The organism is Janibacter zhaoxuefangae, assembly GCF_050271985.1.
GTDB lineage: Bacteria > Actinomycetota > Actinomycetes > Actinomycetales > Dermatophilaceae.
Genome location: NZ_CP189849.1, coordinates 1,304,856 through 1,318,580 on the forward strand (window position 1 = coordinate 1,304,856; position 13,725 = coordinate 1,318,580).

At 70.5% G+C, this 13,725-nt stretch carries 13 protein-coding genes; 4 read left to right on the forward strand and 9 right to left on the reverse strand.

Annotated features, from left to right (window positions below; translation table 11 throughout):
* Positions 1–34: 34 nt before the first annotated feature.
* From ACQBAS_RS06155 to ACQBAS_RS06170, 4 genes are read right to left on the reverse strand one after another with little or no spacing between them, the layout of a single operon-like run.
* A complete protein-coding gene (locus tag ACQBAS_RS06155; protein ID WP_427385471.1) occupies positions 35–427 on the reverse strand; it encodes a hotdog domain-containing protein in 393 nt (130 codons plus the stop codon).
* The gene (locus ACQBAS_RS06160) at positions 424–1,203 is read right to left on the reverse strand and encodes an OAM dimerization domain-containing protein (RefSeq protein ID WP_427385472.1); all 780 of its coding nucleotides are present in this window, start codon (positions 1,201–1,203) and stop codon (positions 424–426) included. Before ACQBAS_RS06160 ends, ACQBAS_RS06155 begins: the two co-directional genes overlap by 4 nt.
* A complete protein-coding gene (locus ACQBAS_RS06165) occupies positions 1,200–2,795 on the reverse strand; it encodes a lysine 5,6-aminomutase subunit alpha (RefSeq protein WP_427385473.1) in 1,596 nt (531 codons plus the stop codon). Before ACQBAS_RS06165 ends, ACQBAS_RS06160 begins: the two co-directional genes overlap by 4 nt.
* Entirely contained in the window at positions 2,795–3,898 is a 1,104-nt protein-coding gene (locus ACQBAS_RS06170) for an L-erythro-3,5-diaminohexanoate dehydrogenase (RefSeq protein WP_427385474.1), read from the reverse strand. Before ACQBAS_RS06170 ends, ACQBAS_RS06165 begins: the two co-directional genes overlap by 1 nt.
* Before the next feature lie 71 nt (positions 3,899–3,969).
* On the opposite strand from ACQBAS_RS06170, the gene ACQBAS_RS06175 reads away from it, so the two are divergent.
* Both ACQBAS_RS06175 and ACQBAS_RS06180 read left to right on the forward strand, forming a co-directional pair.
* A complete protein-coding gene (locus ACQBAS_RS06175; RefSeq protein WP_427385475.1) occupies positions 3,970–5,451 on the forward strand; it encodes a KamA family radical SAM protein in 1,482 nt (493 codons plus the stop codon).
* Positions 5,452–5,468: 17 nt separating this feature from the next.
* Positions 5,469–6,056 carry a biotin transporter BioY gene (locus tag ACQBAS_RS06180; RefSeq protein ID WP_427385476.1) on the forward strand — a complete coding sequence of 196 codons (588 nt, stop codon included), beginning with the start codon at positions 5,469–5,471 and terminating at the stop codon, positions 6,054–6,056.
* An 83-nt stretch (positions 6,057–6,139) separates the two neighbouring features.
* Here ACQBAS_RS06180 and ACQBAS_RS06185 read toward each other — a convergent pair whose 3' ends face one another.
* Positions 6,140–6,511 carry an Lrp/AsnC family transcriptional regulator gene (locus ACQBAS_RS06185; RefSeq protein WP_427385588.1) on the reverse strand — a complete coding sequence of 124 codons (372 nt, stop codon included), beginning with the start codon at positions 6,509–6,511 and terminating at the stop codon, positions 6,140–6,142.
* A 126-nt stretch (positions 6,512–6,637) separates the two neighbouring features.
* Here ACQBAS_RS06185 and ACQBAS_RS06190 point away from each other — a divergent pair, with 126 nt between their 5' ends.
* Positions 6,638–7,564 carry a 5'-3' exonuclease gene (locus ACQBAS_RS06190; protein ID WP_427385477.1) on the forward strand — a complete coding sequence of 309 codons (927 nt, stop codon included), beginning with the start codon at positions 6,638–6,640 and terminating at the stop codon, positions 7,562–7,564.
* A 9-nt stretch (positions 7,565–7,573) separates the two neighbouring features.
* Here the strand turns inward: ACQBAS_RS06190 and ACQBAS_RS06195 are convergent, their stop codons facing one another.
* Positions 7,574–8,596 (reverse strand): pirin family protein, encoded by a 1,023-nt coding sequence (locus ACQBAS_RS06195; protein WP_427385478.1) that lies wholly within the window; start codon positions 8,594–8,596, stop codon positions 7,574–7,576.
* A 121-nt stretch (positions 8,597–8,717) separates the two neighbouring features.
* On the opposite strand from ACQBAS_RS06195, the gene ACQBAS_RS06200 reads away from it, so the two are divergent.
* Positions 8,718–9,647 carry a pseudouridine synthase gene (locus ACQBAS_RS06200; protein ID WP_427385479.1) on the forward strand — a complete coding sequence of 310 codons (930 nt, stop codon included), beginning with the start codon at positions 8,718–8,720 and terminating at the stop codon, positions 9,645–9,647.
* A 7-nt stretch (positions 9,648–9,654) separates the two neighbouring features.
* Here ACQBAS_RS06200 and ACQBAS_RS06205 read toward each other — a convergent pair whose 3' ends face one another.
* Genes ACQBAS_RS06205 through tatA form a run of 3 tightly spaced genes read right to left on the reverse strand, consistent with a single transcriptional unit; the run spans position 9,655 to position 13,694 of the window.
* Positions 9,655–12,483, reverse strand: coding sequence for a DEAD/DEAH box helicase (locus ACQBAS_RS06205; RefSeq protein ID WP_427385480.1), 2,829 nt, complete (start codon positions 12,481–12,483; stop codon positions 9,655–9,657).
* Positions 12,484–12,529: 46 nt separating this feature from the next.
* On the reverse strand, positions 12,530–13,366 hold the full coding sequence (gene tatC, locus ACQBAS_RS06210) for a twin-arginine translocase subunit TatC (RefSeq protein ID WP_427385481.1): 837 nt from the start codon (positions 13,364–13,366) through the stop codon (positions 12,530–12,532).
* A gap of 52 nt (positions 13,367–13,418) precedes the next feature.
* Complete coding sequence (gene tatA / locus ACQBAS_RS06215; protein WP_427385482.1) at positions 13,419–13,694, reverse strand: Sec-independent protein translocase subunit TatA; 276 nt, start codon at positions 13,692–13,694, stop codon at positions 13,419–13,421.
* Positions 13,695–13,725 lie beyond the last annotated feature (31 nt).

Here is a 13,725-nt window from a genome sequence, read left to right on the forward strand (position 1 = left end):
GGTAACCGGGCCGGACCGATGGCTCGTCGGGGACTCAGCCCTCGGAGGCCGGAACGACCACCACTCCCCTGGCTGTCGTCGCGGTCACGGGCGGGTCGAGCACGTCCGCGGCGGAGTCACGGCGCTCGGCGTTCCCGCGGGCCACGACGTGGACGGCGAAGTCCATCTCCCGGCTGCGGCGGCCCACCCGGACCAGCGTGGCCGTGATCTCGATGACGTCCCCGGCGCGCACGGGCGCCAGGAACTGCACGTCCGAGTACGACGCGAAGAGGCCCTCGTCGCCGTCGGTGCGGATGCACATCTCGGTCGCGACGTCGCCGAAGGCGGCCAGGGAGTAGGCGCCGTCGACCAGGGAGCCCGCGTAGTGGGCGTGGCTGTAGGGGACGTAGCGACGGTGGGTGACGGTCAGCCCGACCTCGGCGGTCATGAGTGCTCCTTGCGGGTGGTGAGTGCGTGGACGAGATAGCTGGCGACCTCGCCGGGCGTCGTGCCGCGGCCGAAGATCCGGTCGACGCCCAGCTCGGCGGCCGACCCCTCCTCGAAGCGTGGACCGCCCACGACGAGCGCGGGCGCCTGGCCCGTGGGGTACGCCTCGCGGAAGGCGGCCGACATGGCCTTGGTGTTGTGGACGTGGGCGTCCCGCTGGGTGACGACCTGACTGACGAGGACCGCGTCCGCCTTGTGCTCACGGGCGGCCTCGACGAGTTCGGGTACGAGCACCTGCGCCCCGAGGTTCACGACCTCGATCTCGCGGTAGTACTCCAGGCCCTTCTCCCCCGCGAACCCCTTGATGTTGAGGATCGCGTCGATGCCGACCGTGTGGGCGTCGGTGCCGATGCAGGCACCCACGACGACGAGGCGGCGCCGCAGCTTCTTCTTGATGGCGGCGTTGACCTCCTTGGGCGTCAGCAGCGGGTGGTCGCGCTCGACGACCGTCACCTCGCGCAGGTCCACGAGGTGCGTGGCGCTGCCGTAGACGACGAAGAAGGTGAAGTCCGGGCCCATCGCCTTGGCGTGCACGAGCAGCGCCGGGTCGAGGCCCATCTTGGCCGCGAGCTGGAGGGCAGCACCCTCGGCGCGCTTGTCGTGCGGGATGGGCAGGGTGAAGGAGACCTGCACCATCCCGTCGCCGGTCGTGTCGCCGTAGGGCCGGATGAGGTCGGGGCCGGCCGTGGGCGCGTCATTGGTGCTGGCGGTGCTCATCGGGTGGCTCCCGTCTCGAGCAGGTCGATCGCGGGGTTGAGGTACCCGTCGGCGCGCTCGACGACGCCGTCGAGCCCCTTCCCCTTCGTCGACGGTCGCTTCATCAACCCGAAGGTGCCGTCGGCGATGGCCGCAAGCAGCGGCGGCTCTGAGCCCGCTCCCCCGGTGTCGCGCGCGATCTCGTCGAGGAGCCCGACCGCCTCGTCGAGCACGGTGCGGGCGCGAGTCTGGATGAGGCCGTCCCGCGGCGGCCGGAAGTCCTCCGCCAGACCGCCCGCCGCGTCGAGGACGTAACGCACGTTCTGCAGGGCGAGGTCGCGGTCGGAGAGGAAGGGGGTCACGACCGCCTCGGTCATCATCCCGACGAGCAGGATGCTCTGGCCGGTCATCGCGCCCGCGAGGTTGAAGAAGCCGTCGAGCAGGTACCCGCGGAAGACGTCACCGGTCATGTGTTTGGTCGGTGGCATCCACTTCAGCGGCGCCTTGGGGAAGAGCTGGCGCGCCAGCAGCGCGTGCGCGAGCTCGAGCCGGAAGGAGTCGGGTACCTCGGGATTGATCTCGAAGGCGTGCCCGAGTCCGAGCTGCCAGTCCTCCAGACCGGCCTCCTTCGCGAAGTACTCGTTGAGGAGCTGGCTGACCGTGACCGTGTGTGCGGCCTCGACGGCGTCGGCGGTCGTGAGGTAGTTGTCCTCGCCGGTGTTGATGATGATCCCGGCGCGGGCGTGCACCTGGCGGCTGAAGCGCTGGTCGACGAACGTGCGGATCGGGTTGATGTCGCGGAAGAGGATCCCGTACATCGAGTCGTTGAGCATCATGTCGAGACGCTCCATGCCCGCGAGCGCGGCGATCTCGGGCATGCAGAGTCCGGACGCGTAGTTCGTCAGGCGGATGTAGCGGCCCAGCTCCTTGCTCGTCTCGTCGAGCGCGGCCCGCATGAGGCGGAAGTTCTCCTGGGTGGCGTAGGTGCCGGCGTAGCCCTCGTGGGTCTCCCCCTCGGGGACGAAGTCGAGCAGGGACTGACCCGTGCTCCGGATGACGGCGATGATGTCGGCGCCTTCGCGAGCGGCGGCCTGGGCCTGCGGGATGTCCTCGCGGATGTCGCCCGTGGCGACGATGAGGTAGATCCACGGTCGACGCGCGGGGTCACCGTGACGCGCGATGAGGCGCTTGCGGGTGGCGCGCTGGCGGTCGAGCAGGCGTACCCCCTTTGCGATCCCGACGCGCGCTGCACGGCCGGCGGCCGTGGCCGCACGGCCCTCCGGCACGGCGAAGGTGACCGAGCCACTGGCCGCCTTCTGCGCGAGCGTGAGCAGGTCACCGGCCTCGCCGCGGCGCAGTGCGTCCCACACCGGCAGTGACACGCCGTGCTCCAGACCGACCTGGTCCCGGACGGTGTCGACGAGGTGGTTCACCCACGGGACGCTCTCGTGGTCGGCGCCCGAGAGGCCGGCGAGGCGGAGCGTCGCGCGCTCGACCGAGACGGTGGTGTGCCGGGCCGCGATGTCGACGACGGGCTTGCCGACCTTCCGCGCGAGGGCCCGTGCACGACGCACGGTGGCCGGGTCGAGATCAAGCAGTGCGGGGGCGGACATCAGGCCTCCAGCCGGGACTCGAAGAGGGCGCGCACCGCGGGTTCGGTGCGCACGAGGTCGAGGGCGAGCGTCGCATGGCCGGGCACGTATCCGTTGCCGACGAGCATCCGCACGTCGGCGGCGAGCCCCTCGGCGCCGAGCGCGGCCGCCGCGAAGTTCGTGGCCATCGAGAAGAAGATGACGGTGCCGCCCTCGGCGGTGCTCAGGAGTGCGGGCTGCTCGCAGCCGGGCACGTCCACGCAGACCACCGTGACGTCGGCCGGTCCCCCGGCCGCCGCGACGGCTTCCGAGAGCCCGAGCGGCGAGCGCGCATCGGCGATGACGACCTCGTCGGCCAGGCCAGCGCGCGTGAGGACGGCGCCCTCCTCGGGGGTGGGGACGACGCCGATGAGGTGCCCCGCCCCGGCGCGGCGGGCAGCGACGAGCGAGAGGGAGCCGGACTTGCCGGCACCGCCGAGGACGAGCACCGTCGGCGCGCTCCCCTTCGCCACGTACTCGTCGACGACGCGGCGCACGAGGGCGGGCGCGCCGCACACGTCCATGACCATGAGGGCCAGATCCCCGGGCAGGTCGTCGGGCAGGCGCGCGGCGATGCTGCGGCCGAAGAGGATCGCGTGACCCTGGGCGGGGACGCGCTCCGACAGGCCGGCCCAACCGGCGAGGCCGTCGGTGACCCGCAAGGGCGTCAGGGACAACGAGACGAGGGTGGCGACCCGGTCCCCCGGCTTGAGTCCGAGGGGTGAGCGGGGGCCGACCTCGGCGACGGTGCCGATGAGCATGCCGCCGGATCCGGTCACGGGGTTCTGCATCTTGCCGCGCGTCTCGATGATGTCGAGGACCGCGCTGCGCAGGGCCTCGCCGTCGACGGTGCCGTCCGCGCCTCGGTGGGACTCGGCGAGCTGGCGGTAGGAGGCGGCGTCGAGGTTGAGCGTCTCGATGTCGATCCGGACCTCGTCCTCCCAGAGTTCCGGGCGGGCGTCGAGCCTGCGGGCGGCCTGCGGAAGGGCCGCGCCGGCGGGGTCGATGACGCGGTGGAGGCCCACCGGCGAGGAATCCGTCGGGGTGGAGGCCGTCGACAGCCCAACTGAAGGGTTTGCGGTCATGCGGACATCATGCTGCAAAAACAGCGGCCAATGCACCGTTTGGAGGGCATGTTGCGCGTATCGTCGCCCGTATGAGCATCGAGGAACTGCGCATCGAGCAGTCACACACCACTGTCGAGCAGCCCTACGTCTACCGGCAGCAGCACCTCGTCGAGCCCGACTGGACCCGGTTCCCGGGCTGGCGCGACGTGACCACCGCCGAGTGGGAGTCCGCCCAGTGGCAGCGGGCTCACTGTGTGAAGAACATCCGCCAGCTGCGCGACCTCATGGGTGACCTGCTCACGGACGAGGTCTACGCCGACCTCGAGCGCGACCAGGCAGAACGGGCGACGATGTCGATGCTCGTCCCGCCGCAGATGATGAACACGATGGTGCCGAGCACGACCGGTGGAATGCCTTCCGCCGGGGCCGAGTTCAGCGCGGCCTTCCTTGCCGACCCGGTGCGCCGCTACATGCTCCCGGTGTTCTCGGACCGACGCACCGACTGGCCCTCCCACCCGCACGCGACCCGGGACAGCCTGCACGAGCACGACATGTGGGTGGCCGAGGGCCTGACCCACCGCTACCCGACGAAGGTGCTCGCGGAGATGCTGCCGACGTGCCCGCAGTACTGCGGCCACTGCACGCGCATGGACCTCGTGGGCAACTCGACGCCGCAGGTCGACAAGCTCAAGCTCGTGGGCAAGCCCGTCGACCGCTATGCCGCCATGCTCGCCTACCTGCAGCAGACGCCGACGGTGCGCGACGTCGTCGTCTCGGGCGGCGACGTGGCCAACATGCCGTGGAAGAACCTCGAGGCCTTCCTCGACCGGCTCCTCGAGATCGAGAACATCCGTGACATCCGGCTGGCCACCAAGGCCCTCATGGGCCTGCCGCAGCACTGGCTGCAGGAGGACGTGCTCGAGGGCGTGGCCCGCGTGAGCGCCACGGCGCGCGAGCGCGGCGTCTCCCTCGCCGTGCACACCCACGTCAACGCGGCCCAGTCCGTCACCCCGCTCGTCGCCAAGGCGTCGCGGGCACTGCTCGCCGCGGGGGTGCGCGACGTACGCAACCAGGGCGTCCTGATGGCCGGCGTCAACGACACCCCCGAGCAGTTGCTCGACCTCTGCTTCGCGCTCTCCGACGAGGCGATGATCACGCCGTACTACTTCTACATGTGCGACATGATCCCCTTCTCCGAGCACTGGCGACTCCCCCTCGTGCGCGCGCAGGAGCTCCAGCACGCGATCATGGGTTACCTGCCGGGGTTCGCCACGCCGCGCATCGTGTGCGACGTCCCCTTCGTCGGCAAGCGCTGGGTGCACCAGGTGCACAGCCAGGACGCCGTGCGCGGGATCTCCTACTGGCAGAAGAACTACCGCACCTCCATCGAGGGCGCGGACACCGACGCCCTGTCGCGCGACTACGTCTACTACGACCCGATCCACACGCTCCCGCTCGATGGGCAGCGGTGGTGGGCCGAGAGCAGTGACATCGAGGCCTCGCACGCTGCGGCAGTGGCGAAGGCCACGTCCTCCCGCACGGTGGCGATGCGCGACAGCGTCGACGCCTGAGCGCTACTGTGCCCCTCGTGACCACTGCCATTGACACCCGTCCCCAGGTCCGCGTGCTCGCGGACGTCGTCCCCGGCGGCCTCGTGCGCGACGCCGGCCTCGTCCTCGGCGGCGCCGCCGTCATGGGTGCCCTCGCCCAGATCGCGATCCCGCTCGGATTCACGCCGATCCCGCTGAGCCTCGGCACGCTCACCGCGCTGCTCGTCGGCTCGGCCCTCGGCCCGCTGCGCGGCGTCCTGTCGGTCGGCCTGTACCTGCTGGCCGGTGTTGCCGGCGTCCCGTGGTTCGCTGAGAACGGCTCGGGCTGGCAGTTCGCGTCCTTCGGCTACATCATCGGCTTCGTCCTCGCGGCCGGCCTCGTCGGCGCACTCGCTCGTCGCGGCACCGACCGCCGTGTCGGCTCGACGATCGGCGCCATGGTGCTGGGCAACCTCGCCATCTACGCCATCGGCGTGCCGTGGCTCATGAGCTTCGCGGGTGTCGGCTTCACGCAGGCCCTCGCGCTCGGCGTGACCCCCTTCCTCCTCGGCGACGCCCTCAAGATCGCCATCGCCGCTGGCGTGCTCCCCTCCGCGTGGAAGCTCGTCGACCGCGTCGAGCGCTGATCCGGATCGACTGACCCGGTCCAACGACGACGGCGGCCCCTCCCGACTCGGGAGGGGCCGCCGTCGTCATGTCCGGGGTTCGGTCACTCCCACGGGGTGCTGAGGACGACCGTCGTGCGCGTCGACACGTTCGCGGCGGCCCGCACACTGGCGAGCAGTTCCTCGAGGTCGGTGGGTGCGGCCACGCGCACCTTGAGGATGTAGTTCATGTCGCCGGCGACCGAGTAGCAGGCCTCGATCTCGGGCAGGGACCGGAGCCGGTCCGGGATGTCGTCCGGGGCAGCCGGGTCGAAGGGGGCCACGGAGATGAAGGCGGTCAGCGGTGTCCCGAGCTGGGTGTGGTCGACCCGAGCGGTGTAACCCGTGATCACGCCGCGCTCCTCGAGTCGGCGCACCCGCTGGTGGACGGCGGACGTGGACAGGCCCATGGCCTTACCCAGATCCGTGTAGCTCATGCGCCCGTCGGCCCGAAGCAGGTCGAGGAGGCGGCGATCGACGTCGTCTTCCACGCCGCAACCCTAGTCGTGTGGTGAGCGTCCGGTCCTCGGCGGCAGGCCGGATGGCACAACTACTCTGGCGTCATGACGACGGACCGCCTCCTCCTGCTCGACAGTGCCTCGCTCTACTTCCGCGCCTTCTTCGGGGTCCCGGAGACCGGCGCGGAGGGGGCCGTCCCGACGAACGCGGTGCGCGGGTTCCTCGACATGATCGCGAGCCTCGTCAGTCGCTCGCAGGCGAGCCACCTCGTGGCCTGCTGGGACAACGACTGGCGACCCGCCTTCCGCGTCGAGGCGATCCCGACGTACAAGACCCACCGCCTCACCGAGGGCAGTGACGTGCAGGAGGAGTCCCCGGAGGCGCTCACCCCGCAGGTGCCGATCATCCGGGACGCCCTCGCCGCCCTGGGCATCCCCCGCCTCGGCGCGGACGGCTACGAGGCCGACGACGTCATCGGCACGCTCGTGCACCGGCACAAGGGCACGATGCCCATCGACGTCGTCACCGGCGACCGCGACCTCTTCCAGCTCGTCGACGACGCGGCGCAGGTGCGGGTGCTCTACACCGCGAAGGGCGGGGTGCGAGCCCCCGACGTCGTCACCCAGGCGTTCCTCGCCGAGAAGTACGGCATCGCCGACGGCGATCAGTACGCCGACATGGCCATCCTGCGGGGAGACTCCAGCGACGGGCTGCCCGGCGTGAAGGGGATCGGCGACAAGACCGCGGCCAAGCTCATCACGACCTACGGTTCCCTCGCCGGTCTGCGCGCCGCCGTCGACGGTGGCGATCCGGCGATCAAGGGCGCCCAGCGCACCCGGCTCGAGGAGGGGTCGGACTACCTCGACGTCGGCCCGCTCGTCGTCCGCGTGGCGCGTGACGCCCCCGTCGCGGACGTGCCGATCACGCTGCCGACGACCGTGGCCGACCCCGTGCTGATGAGCAAGCTCGCCACCGAGCACGGCCTGACGAACTCCTTCACCCGCGTGCTCGACGCCCTCGGGATGGCCTGACGCTTCTCGTCAGAGGACGTCGTGGCCCGGGTGCCCGCCGCGGGCCATGGCCTCGGCGATCTCGAGGGCGGGGCGGACCTTGGGCGTCTTGGGGATGACGCCGAGGCAGCCGGCCTGGAAGTCCTCGAAGGCCTTCACGAGCTCGTCGCGGGTGTTCATGACGAAGGGGCCGTAGGCGGCCACGGGCTCACGGATCGGGCGCCCGCCGAGCAGGATGACCTCGAGCGAGGGGCTGCGGGAGTCCTGCCGGTCGTCGGCGGCGATCTCGAGCGCACCACCGGCACCGAAGACGGCCAGCTGGCCCTCACGGATCGGGCGACGCTCGGGGCCGACGAGGCCACGGCCGGACAGGACGTAGGCCAGACCGTTGAAGTCCTCGCGCCAGGGGATGTGCATCCGCGCGCCCGGCGCGATGGTCGTGTGAATCATCGAAATCGGGGTCGTGGTGATCCCCGGTCCCTCGTGGCCGTCGAGCTCGCCGGCGATGACCCGCAGCAGGGCGCCGCCGTCGTGGCTGGAGAGCAGGCCGACCTGACCGGAGCGGATGTCCTGGTACTTCGGGTCGGACATCTTCTGGTGGCTTGGCAGGTTGACCCACAGCTGCAGGCCGTGGAAGACGCCGCCGCTGACGACGAGCTCCTCCGGCGGGGCCTCGATGTGCAGGAGACCGCTGCCCGCTGTCATCCATTGGGTGTCGCCGTCGGTGATCAGGCCGCCGCCACCGTGGGTGTCCTCGTGGGCGAACGTCCCGTCGATGATGTACGTGACGGTCTCGAAGCCGCGGTGCGGGTGCCAGCTCGTGCCGCGTGCCTCACCCGGGGCGTACTCGACCTCGCCCATCTGGTCCATGTGGATGAAGGGGTCGAGGCGAGCCATGTCGATGCCGGCGAAGGCGCGACGGACGGGGAACCCCTCACCCTCGTGCCCCTGGGGCGCCGTGGTCACCGACAGCACCGGACGCGAGATCGCGTCGGGGCCCGGCGGGGTCACACGGGGCAGGGTGAGGATGTTGTCGACGGTCACTGCGGGCATCGGGTGCTCCTTCGGTTGCTGGTCACCTCTTCCAACGATAGTTGAAAATCAAACATTCCACTCGCTTTCGCGTCGACGGGCTCGTGGAGTCAATGAGGGCCGACCGCACTACCCTCACGAGGTGCCCCCACGCTCGCCACTCCCCTCGCGCCACGGCCTCGACGCCGCGTGGGTGCGCACTCCCGACGCGGACCCGGGCAACCCACGCCCGTGGCCGACGCTGTCGGCCTGGCTACGGCACAAGCTGCCCCAGGGCGTCGACGTGGACGCGATGCTGGAGGGCGGGCGCTTCGTCCACGAGGACGGCTCCCCCGTCCTGCTCGACGACGCCTACCGCCCGCACACGTTCGTCTGGTTCCACCGTGACCTCCGCGACGAGGAGGAGGTCCCCGGGGACCTGGCGGTCCTCCACCACGACGAGCGACTCGTCGTCGTCGACAAGCCGCCCTTCCTCTCGACGATCCCGCGGGGCCGGCACGTCCGGCAGAGCGTGGTCGTCCGACTGCGCGACGAACTCGGACTGCCGGAGTTGTCCCCGCTGCACCGCCTGGACCGGGTGACCTCGGGCGTGCTCATGATGGCCACGGAGCGGCGATGGCGGGGCCCGTACCAGTCGCTCTTCGAGCACCGCCGCGTGGAGAAGACCTACCTCGCGCTCGCGCCATGGCGCGACGACCTGGCCTTCCCGCTGACCATCACCAACCACATCCGCAAGACCCGCGGGGTGTGGCAGGCCGAGGTCGTGCCGGACGCACCGGTGAACGCCGAGACCCTCATCGAGGTGGAGTCCCGCGCTGGCGACCTCGCGGTCTACCGACTCACGCCGCGGACCGGGCGCACCCACCAGTTGCGGGTGCACCTCAACGGCCTCGGCATCCCGATCGTGAACGACCCGCTCTACCCGGTCGTGCGGGACGTGTCCGTCGACGACTTCTCGCGCCCGCTCCAGCTGCTCGCCAGCACGCTGCGCTTCGTGGACCCGGTCGATGGCGCCGCGCGCCGGTTCGTCAGTGTGCGGGATCTGCCGCTGGGGACGACGCCGACCGGCTGACGCGCCGTCAGTCCAGACGATCGGCGGCGACGACGCCGCGCATCACCCCGTCCATGGCCTTGCGTGCCGTGCGCCGCAGCTCGGGCGTCTCCGCAGCCGTCGCGATCTGACCGAGGAGGTCGACGACCATCTTGCATCGACGCACGAAGTCACCCGCTGCGAGGTCCTGATCCCGCAGGACGACGTCGAGGCGCTGCCCGGCCGCCCAGCGGTGCATGGACCAGGCCAGCCCGGCGTCAGGCGCGTTGGTGATGGGCAGGTTGTGTTCGTGCTCGAGGTCCTCCAGCTCGCTCCAGATCGTGGTCATGGCCCTCGCGGCCTCGGCAACCCCGTCGGTGGGCATCCGCGGAGACAGGTCGGTCTCCTCGCGGCGGGGCTCATGGATGAGGAGGGAGACGGCGGCAGCGAGCTCGGGGCCATCGAGGCGCGCCCAGACCTTCTGCCGCAGGCACTCCGCGGCGATGAGGTCCTTCTCCGTGTAGAGCCGCTGGAGCATCTCCCCCGCGCCGGTCACCCTCTCCCCATCGTCCGCGAGGTAACCGAGGGTCGTCAGCATCGTGCAGATGCGATCGAAGGTGTGAGCCACGGAGTTGGTGCGGGACTCGACCTTCCGCGTCAGTGCCATCGTCTCGCGCTTGAGTCGCCACCACCGGGCCGACCATCGGGCGTGGTCCTCCCGCTCGGGGCACTGATGGCACGGGTGGGCCTTGAGCCGGCGGCGCAGCTCCTCGAGGCGACCGTCCTCGCCGGCGGCCGCCTTCCGCGCCGCGGCCTTGGTGTCGGGCACGTGGTGGGGAGCCTTGATCCGCAGGGTCGTGGCGAGGTCGCTGCGGGACTTGGGCGACTTGGGGTTGAAGTGGCCCGGCACCGGGATGTGCGAGAGCGCCTCGATGGCGTGCGGCACGTCGTCGAGCGAGAGGCGACGGATCTGCTTGTCCTCCGTGAGCACCGTCGGGGCTCCGGCCGCGCCGCGGTGGCTGCGCGCCTTCTGCACCACGACGGCATAGCCGGCGCGTCGCCCGGCGGGGATGCGGATGACGTCGCCGACGGCGAGGGCCTCGAGGCTCACGGCCGCCTCGGCACGCCGGCTCGCCGAGCGTTGCTTGGCGCCGTCCTTCTCGATCTGGCTGATCTGGTGGCGCATCGCCGCGTACTCGCGGAAGTCCCCGAGATGGCAGTGCATGGCCTCGGCGTAGCCCTCGAGCGCCTCCTCGTTCTTGCGCACCGACGTCGCCAGGCCGACGACGGCCCGGTCGGCCTGGAACTGCGCGAAGGAGGTCTCGAGCACCTCACGAGCGGTCTGGCGTCCCACGCGGGAAACGAGGTTGACGGCCATGTTGTACGTCGGGGTGAAGCTGGACTTCAGCGGGTAGGTGCGGGTGGAGGCCAGGCCGGCGACGTGGAAGAGGTCCATCCCCCGGTTCCAGACCACGACGGCGTGGCCCTCGATGTCGATGCCGCGCCGGCCGGCTCGGCCGGTGAGTTGGGTGTACTCGGCCGGGGAGATGTCGACGTGGTTCTCCCCGTTGAACTTCACGAGCTTCTCGAGGACGACGGTGCGGGCGGGCATGTTGATACCGAGGGCGAGCGTCTCGGTGGCGAAGACGGCCCGGATCCGACCCGTGGTGAAGAGCTCCTCGACGACCTCACGGAAGATCGGCAGCATGCCCGCGTGGTGAGCGGCGTAGCCGCGCGAGAGGCCCTCGACGAAGTCGTGGTAGCCGAGGATGCCGAGGTCCTCGTCGTGGAGCGACTGGATGCGCTCCTCGACGGTTCGCCGGATCCGCTCGCCCTCGACCTCCGGCACGAGGCGGACACCGTTGCGCAGCAACTGCTGCACGGCACCCTCGCAGCCGACGCGGGAGAAGATGAAGGTGATCGCCGGCAGGAGACCGTCGCGGTCGAGCTGCCGGATGATCTCCGTGCGTGAGGCGCCGCCACCGCGCGGTCCTCCGGCGGGTCGGGGCGGCTCGGAGCCGGGGCCGCCGCGGCGATCGCCGCCCCGCCGGTCCGCTCCACGTCCCCCGCGCCGGTCCCGACCGCCGTGGCCGCGATGACGCGAGTCCTCCACAGGTGCACGGTCGGACTGGCGGACGGCGTCGAGCAGGTCCGGGTCGATCCGGGGCACTCCCCCGTCCTCGCGGGGCCCGGCGGTCTGATCGACGAAGAGGTCGTACAGGTCCGGCCCGACCTGGACGTGCTGCCACAGCGGCACGGGGCGTGTCTCGGACAGGACGACCTCGTGGTTGCCGCGGACCTCGGCGAGCCAGGCGCCGAACTCCTCGGCGTTGCTCACGGTCGCGGAGAGCGAGATGAGTTGGACGTCCTCGGGGAGGTGGATGATGACCTCTTCCCAGACGGCGCCCCGGAAGCGGTCGGCGAGGTAGTGCACCTCGTCCATGACGACGAAGCCGAGCCCGCGCAGCGTGGTCGACCCCGCGTACATCATGTTGCGGAGGACCTCGGTCGTCATGACGACGATGGGGGCCTCTCCGTTGACGGACGAGTCGCCGGTGAGCAGTCCGACGTTGCGGGCCCCGTGGCGGGCCACGAGGTCGTGGTACTTCTGGTTCGACAGAGCCTTGATCGGCGTCGTGTAGAAGGCCTTCTGGCCGCGGGTCAGCGCGAGGTGCACGGCGAACTCGCCGACAATCGTCTTGCCGGCACCCGTGGGTGCGGCGACGAGCACGCCCTTCCCCGCTTCGACGGCCTCACACGCCTCGATCTGGAAGTCGTCGAGCGGGAAGTCCATCGACGCCTCGAAGGCGCCGAGCTCGGAGGCGTCCCGGGCCCTCCGCCGTGCTGCCTCTGCGAAGCGTTCTGCCGGTGTCGCCATGGACGACACGCTACGTCAGCCGACGGGGCGCGAGTCGCCCGGAGCCTCAGAGCGGGCTGGCCGTGTCGTCGCCGAGTGAGCTCGCCGTGGTGTCGAGTCGACTCGACGTCGTGTCGAGGGGCGAGGCGCTCTCGTCGTCCACCTTCATCCAGTCAGGGTCGGCGTCCTTGCGGCGACGGTCCAGGAGGAGCGAGACGCCGACGGCACCGAAGTAGAGGACGACGAGCGGCCCGGCGAGCAGGAACATCGTGAAGGGGTCGGGCGTCGGCGTGATGATCGCGGCCGCGACGAAGATGAGCAGGACCGCGGGGCGCCACGCCTTCAGCAGGGTGCGCCCGGGGAGGACGCCGATGGCGTTGAGGGCCACGAGGAAGACCGGCAACAGCCACGCCGCCCCGAAGGCGAGGATGAAGCGGGTGACGAACTTGAAGTAGTCACTGGCCTGCTGGATGTTCGAGCCCTCCTCGGGGGTGAACCCGAAGAGGATCGTCAGCGCCTTGGGCAGGGTCATGTAGGCGAACCAGCAGCCGACGAGGAAGAGGGGCACGGTCGCGCCGATGAAGGCCAGCGAGATCCGCTTCTCCTTGCGGGTCAGGCCGGGGACGACGAACGCCCAGAACTGGTAGAGCCAAATGGGGCTGGAGACGATGACGCCGACGAAGATCGCGATCGTCAACTGCTGGCTGAAGGCCGCCGTGGCGTTGCCGAAGTTGAGCGAGACGATGGCGTCGGGGTTCGTCGCCTTGTACTGCTCGAACGGTGAGGTGAGGTGGTCGTAGACCGGCTCGTAGTAGATCCAGCCAATGACGGCCCCCGCGACGAGCGCGAAGGCGCTGACCATCAGGCGTCGACGAAACTCCAGCAGGTGGTCCTTGAGGGACATCCGTCCCTCGGGGTCGCGCGGGCGACGCCGAATTGCCACGGAGCGGGGCGGGTCAGGCGACCGGGCCGGACGGGTTGTCCGTCCGCGGAGCGTTCTCCTGGACGGCGTTGCCGTTGGCCTCCGGGGTGATCTGGTCGTTCACGGGCGAGGTGCCCGTCTGACCGGCCTTGCGCTGCTCATCCTCGTTCTTCATCTCGTTGACCTCAGCCTTGAACACGCGTGCCGAGCGGCCGAGGCTGCGGGCCGCGTCGGGGAGCTTCTTGAAGCCGAAGAGAAGGATGATCACCAGGGCGATGATGATGATCTCGGGAGCGCCGAGGTTGGGCATGACGTGCCTTTCGGAGATGGTGCGACCCGTT

Bases quoted from the DNA above. Each gene is read 5' to 3' on its own strand.
- ACQBAS_RS06195 (WP_427385478.1), bottom strand. From the start codon at position 8,596: ATGCCCGCAGTGACCGTCGACAACATCCTCACCCTGCCCCGTGTGACC.
- ACQBAS_RS06170 (WP_427385474.1), bottom strand. From the start codon at position 3,898: ATGACCGCAAACCCTTCAGTTGGGCTGTCGACGGCCTCCACCCCGACG.
- ACQBAS_RS06165 (WP_427385473.1), bottom strand. From the start codon at position 2,795: ATGTCCGCCCCCGCACTGCTTGATCTCGACCCGGCCACCGTGCGTCGT.
- tatA (WP_427385482.1), bottom strand. From the start codon at position 13,694: ATGCCCAACCTCGGCGCTCCCGAGATCATCATCATCGCCCTGGTGATC.
- tatC (WP_427385481.1), bottom strand. From the start codon at position 13,366: ATGTCCCTCAAGGACCACCTGCTGGAGTTTCGTCGACGCCTGATGGTC.
- ACQBAS_RS06155 (WP_427385471.1), bottom strand. From the start codon at position 427: ATGACCGCCGAGGTCGGGCTGACCGTCACCCACCGTCGCTACGTCCCC.
- ACQBAS_RS06160 (WP_427385472.1), bottom strand. From the start codon at position 1,203: ATGAGCACCGCCAGCACCAATGACGCGCCCACGGCCGGCCCCGACCTC.
- ACQBAS_RS06175 (WP_427385475.1), top strand. From the start codon at position 3,970: ATGAGCATCGAGGAACTGCGCATCGAGCAGTCACACACCACTGTCGAG.
- ACQBAS_RS06185 (WP_427385588.1), bottom strand. From the start codon at position 6,511: ATGAGCTACACGGATCTGGGTAAGGCCATGGGCCTGTCCACGTCCGCC.
- ACQBAS_RS06205 (WP_427385480.1), bottom strand. From the start codon at position 12,483: ATGGCGACACCGGCAGAACGCTTCGCAGAGGCAGCACGGCGGAGGGCC.
- ACQBAS_RS06190 (WP_427385477.1), top strand. From the start codon at position 6,638: ATGACGACGGACCGCCTCCTCCTGCTCGACAGTGCCTCGCTCTACTTC.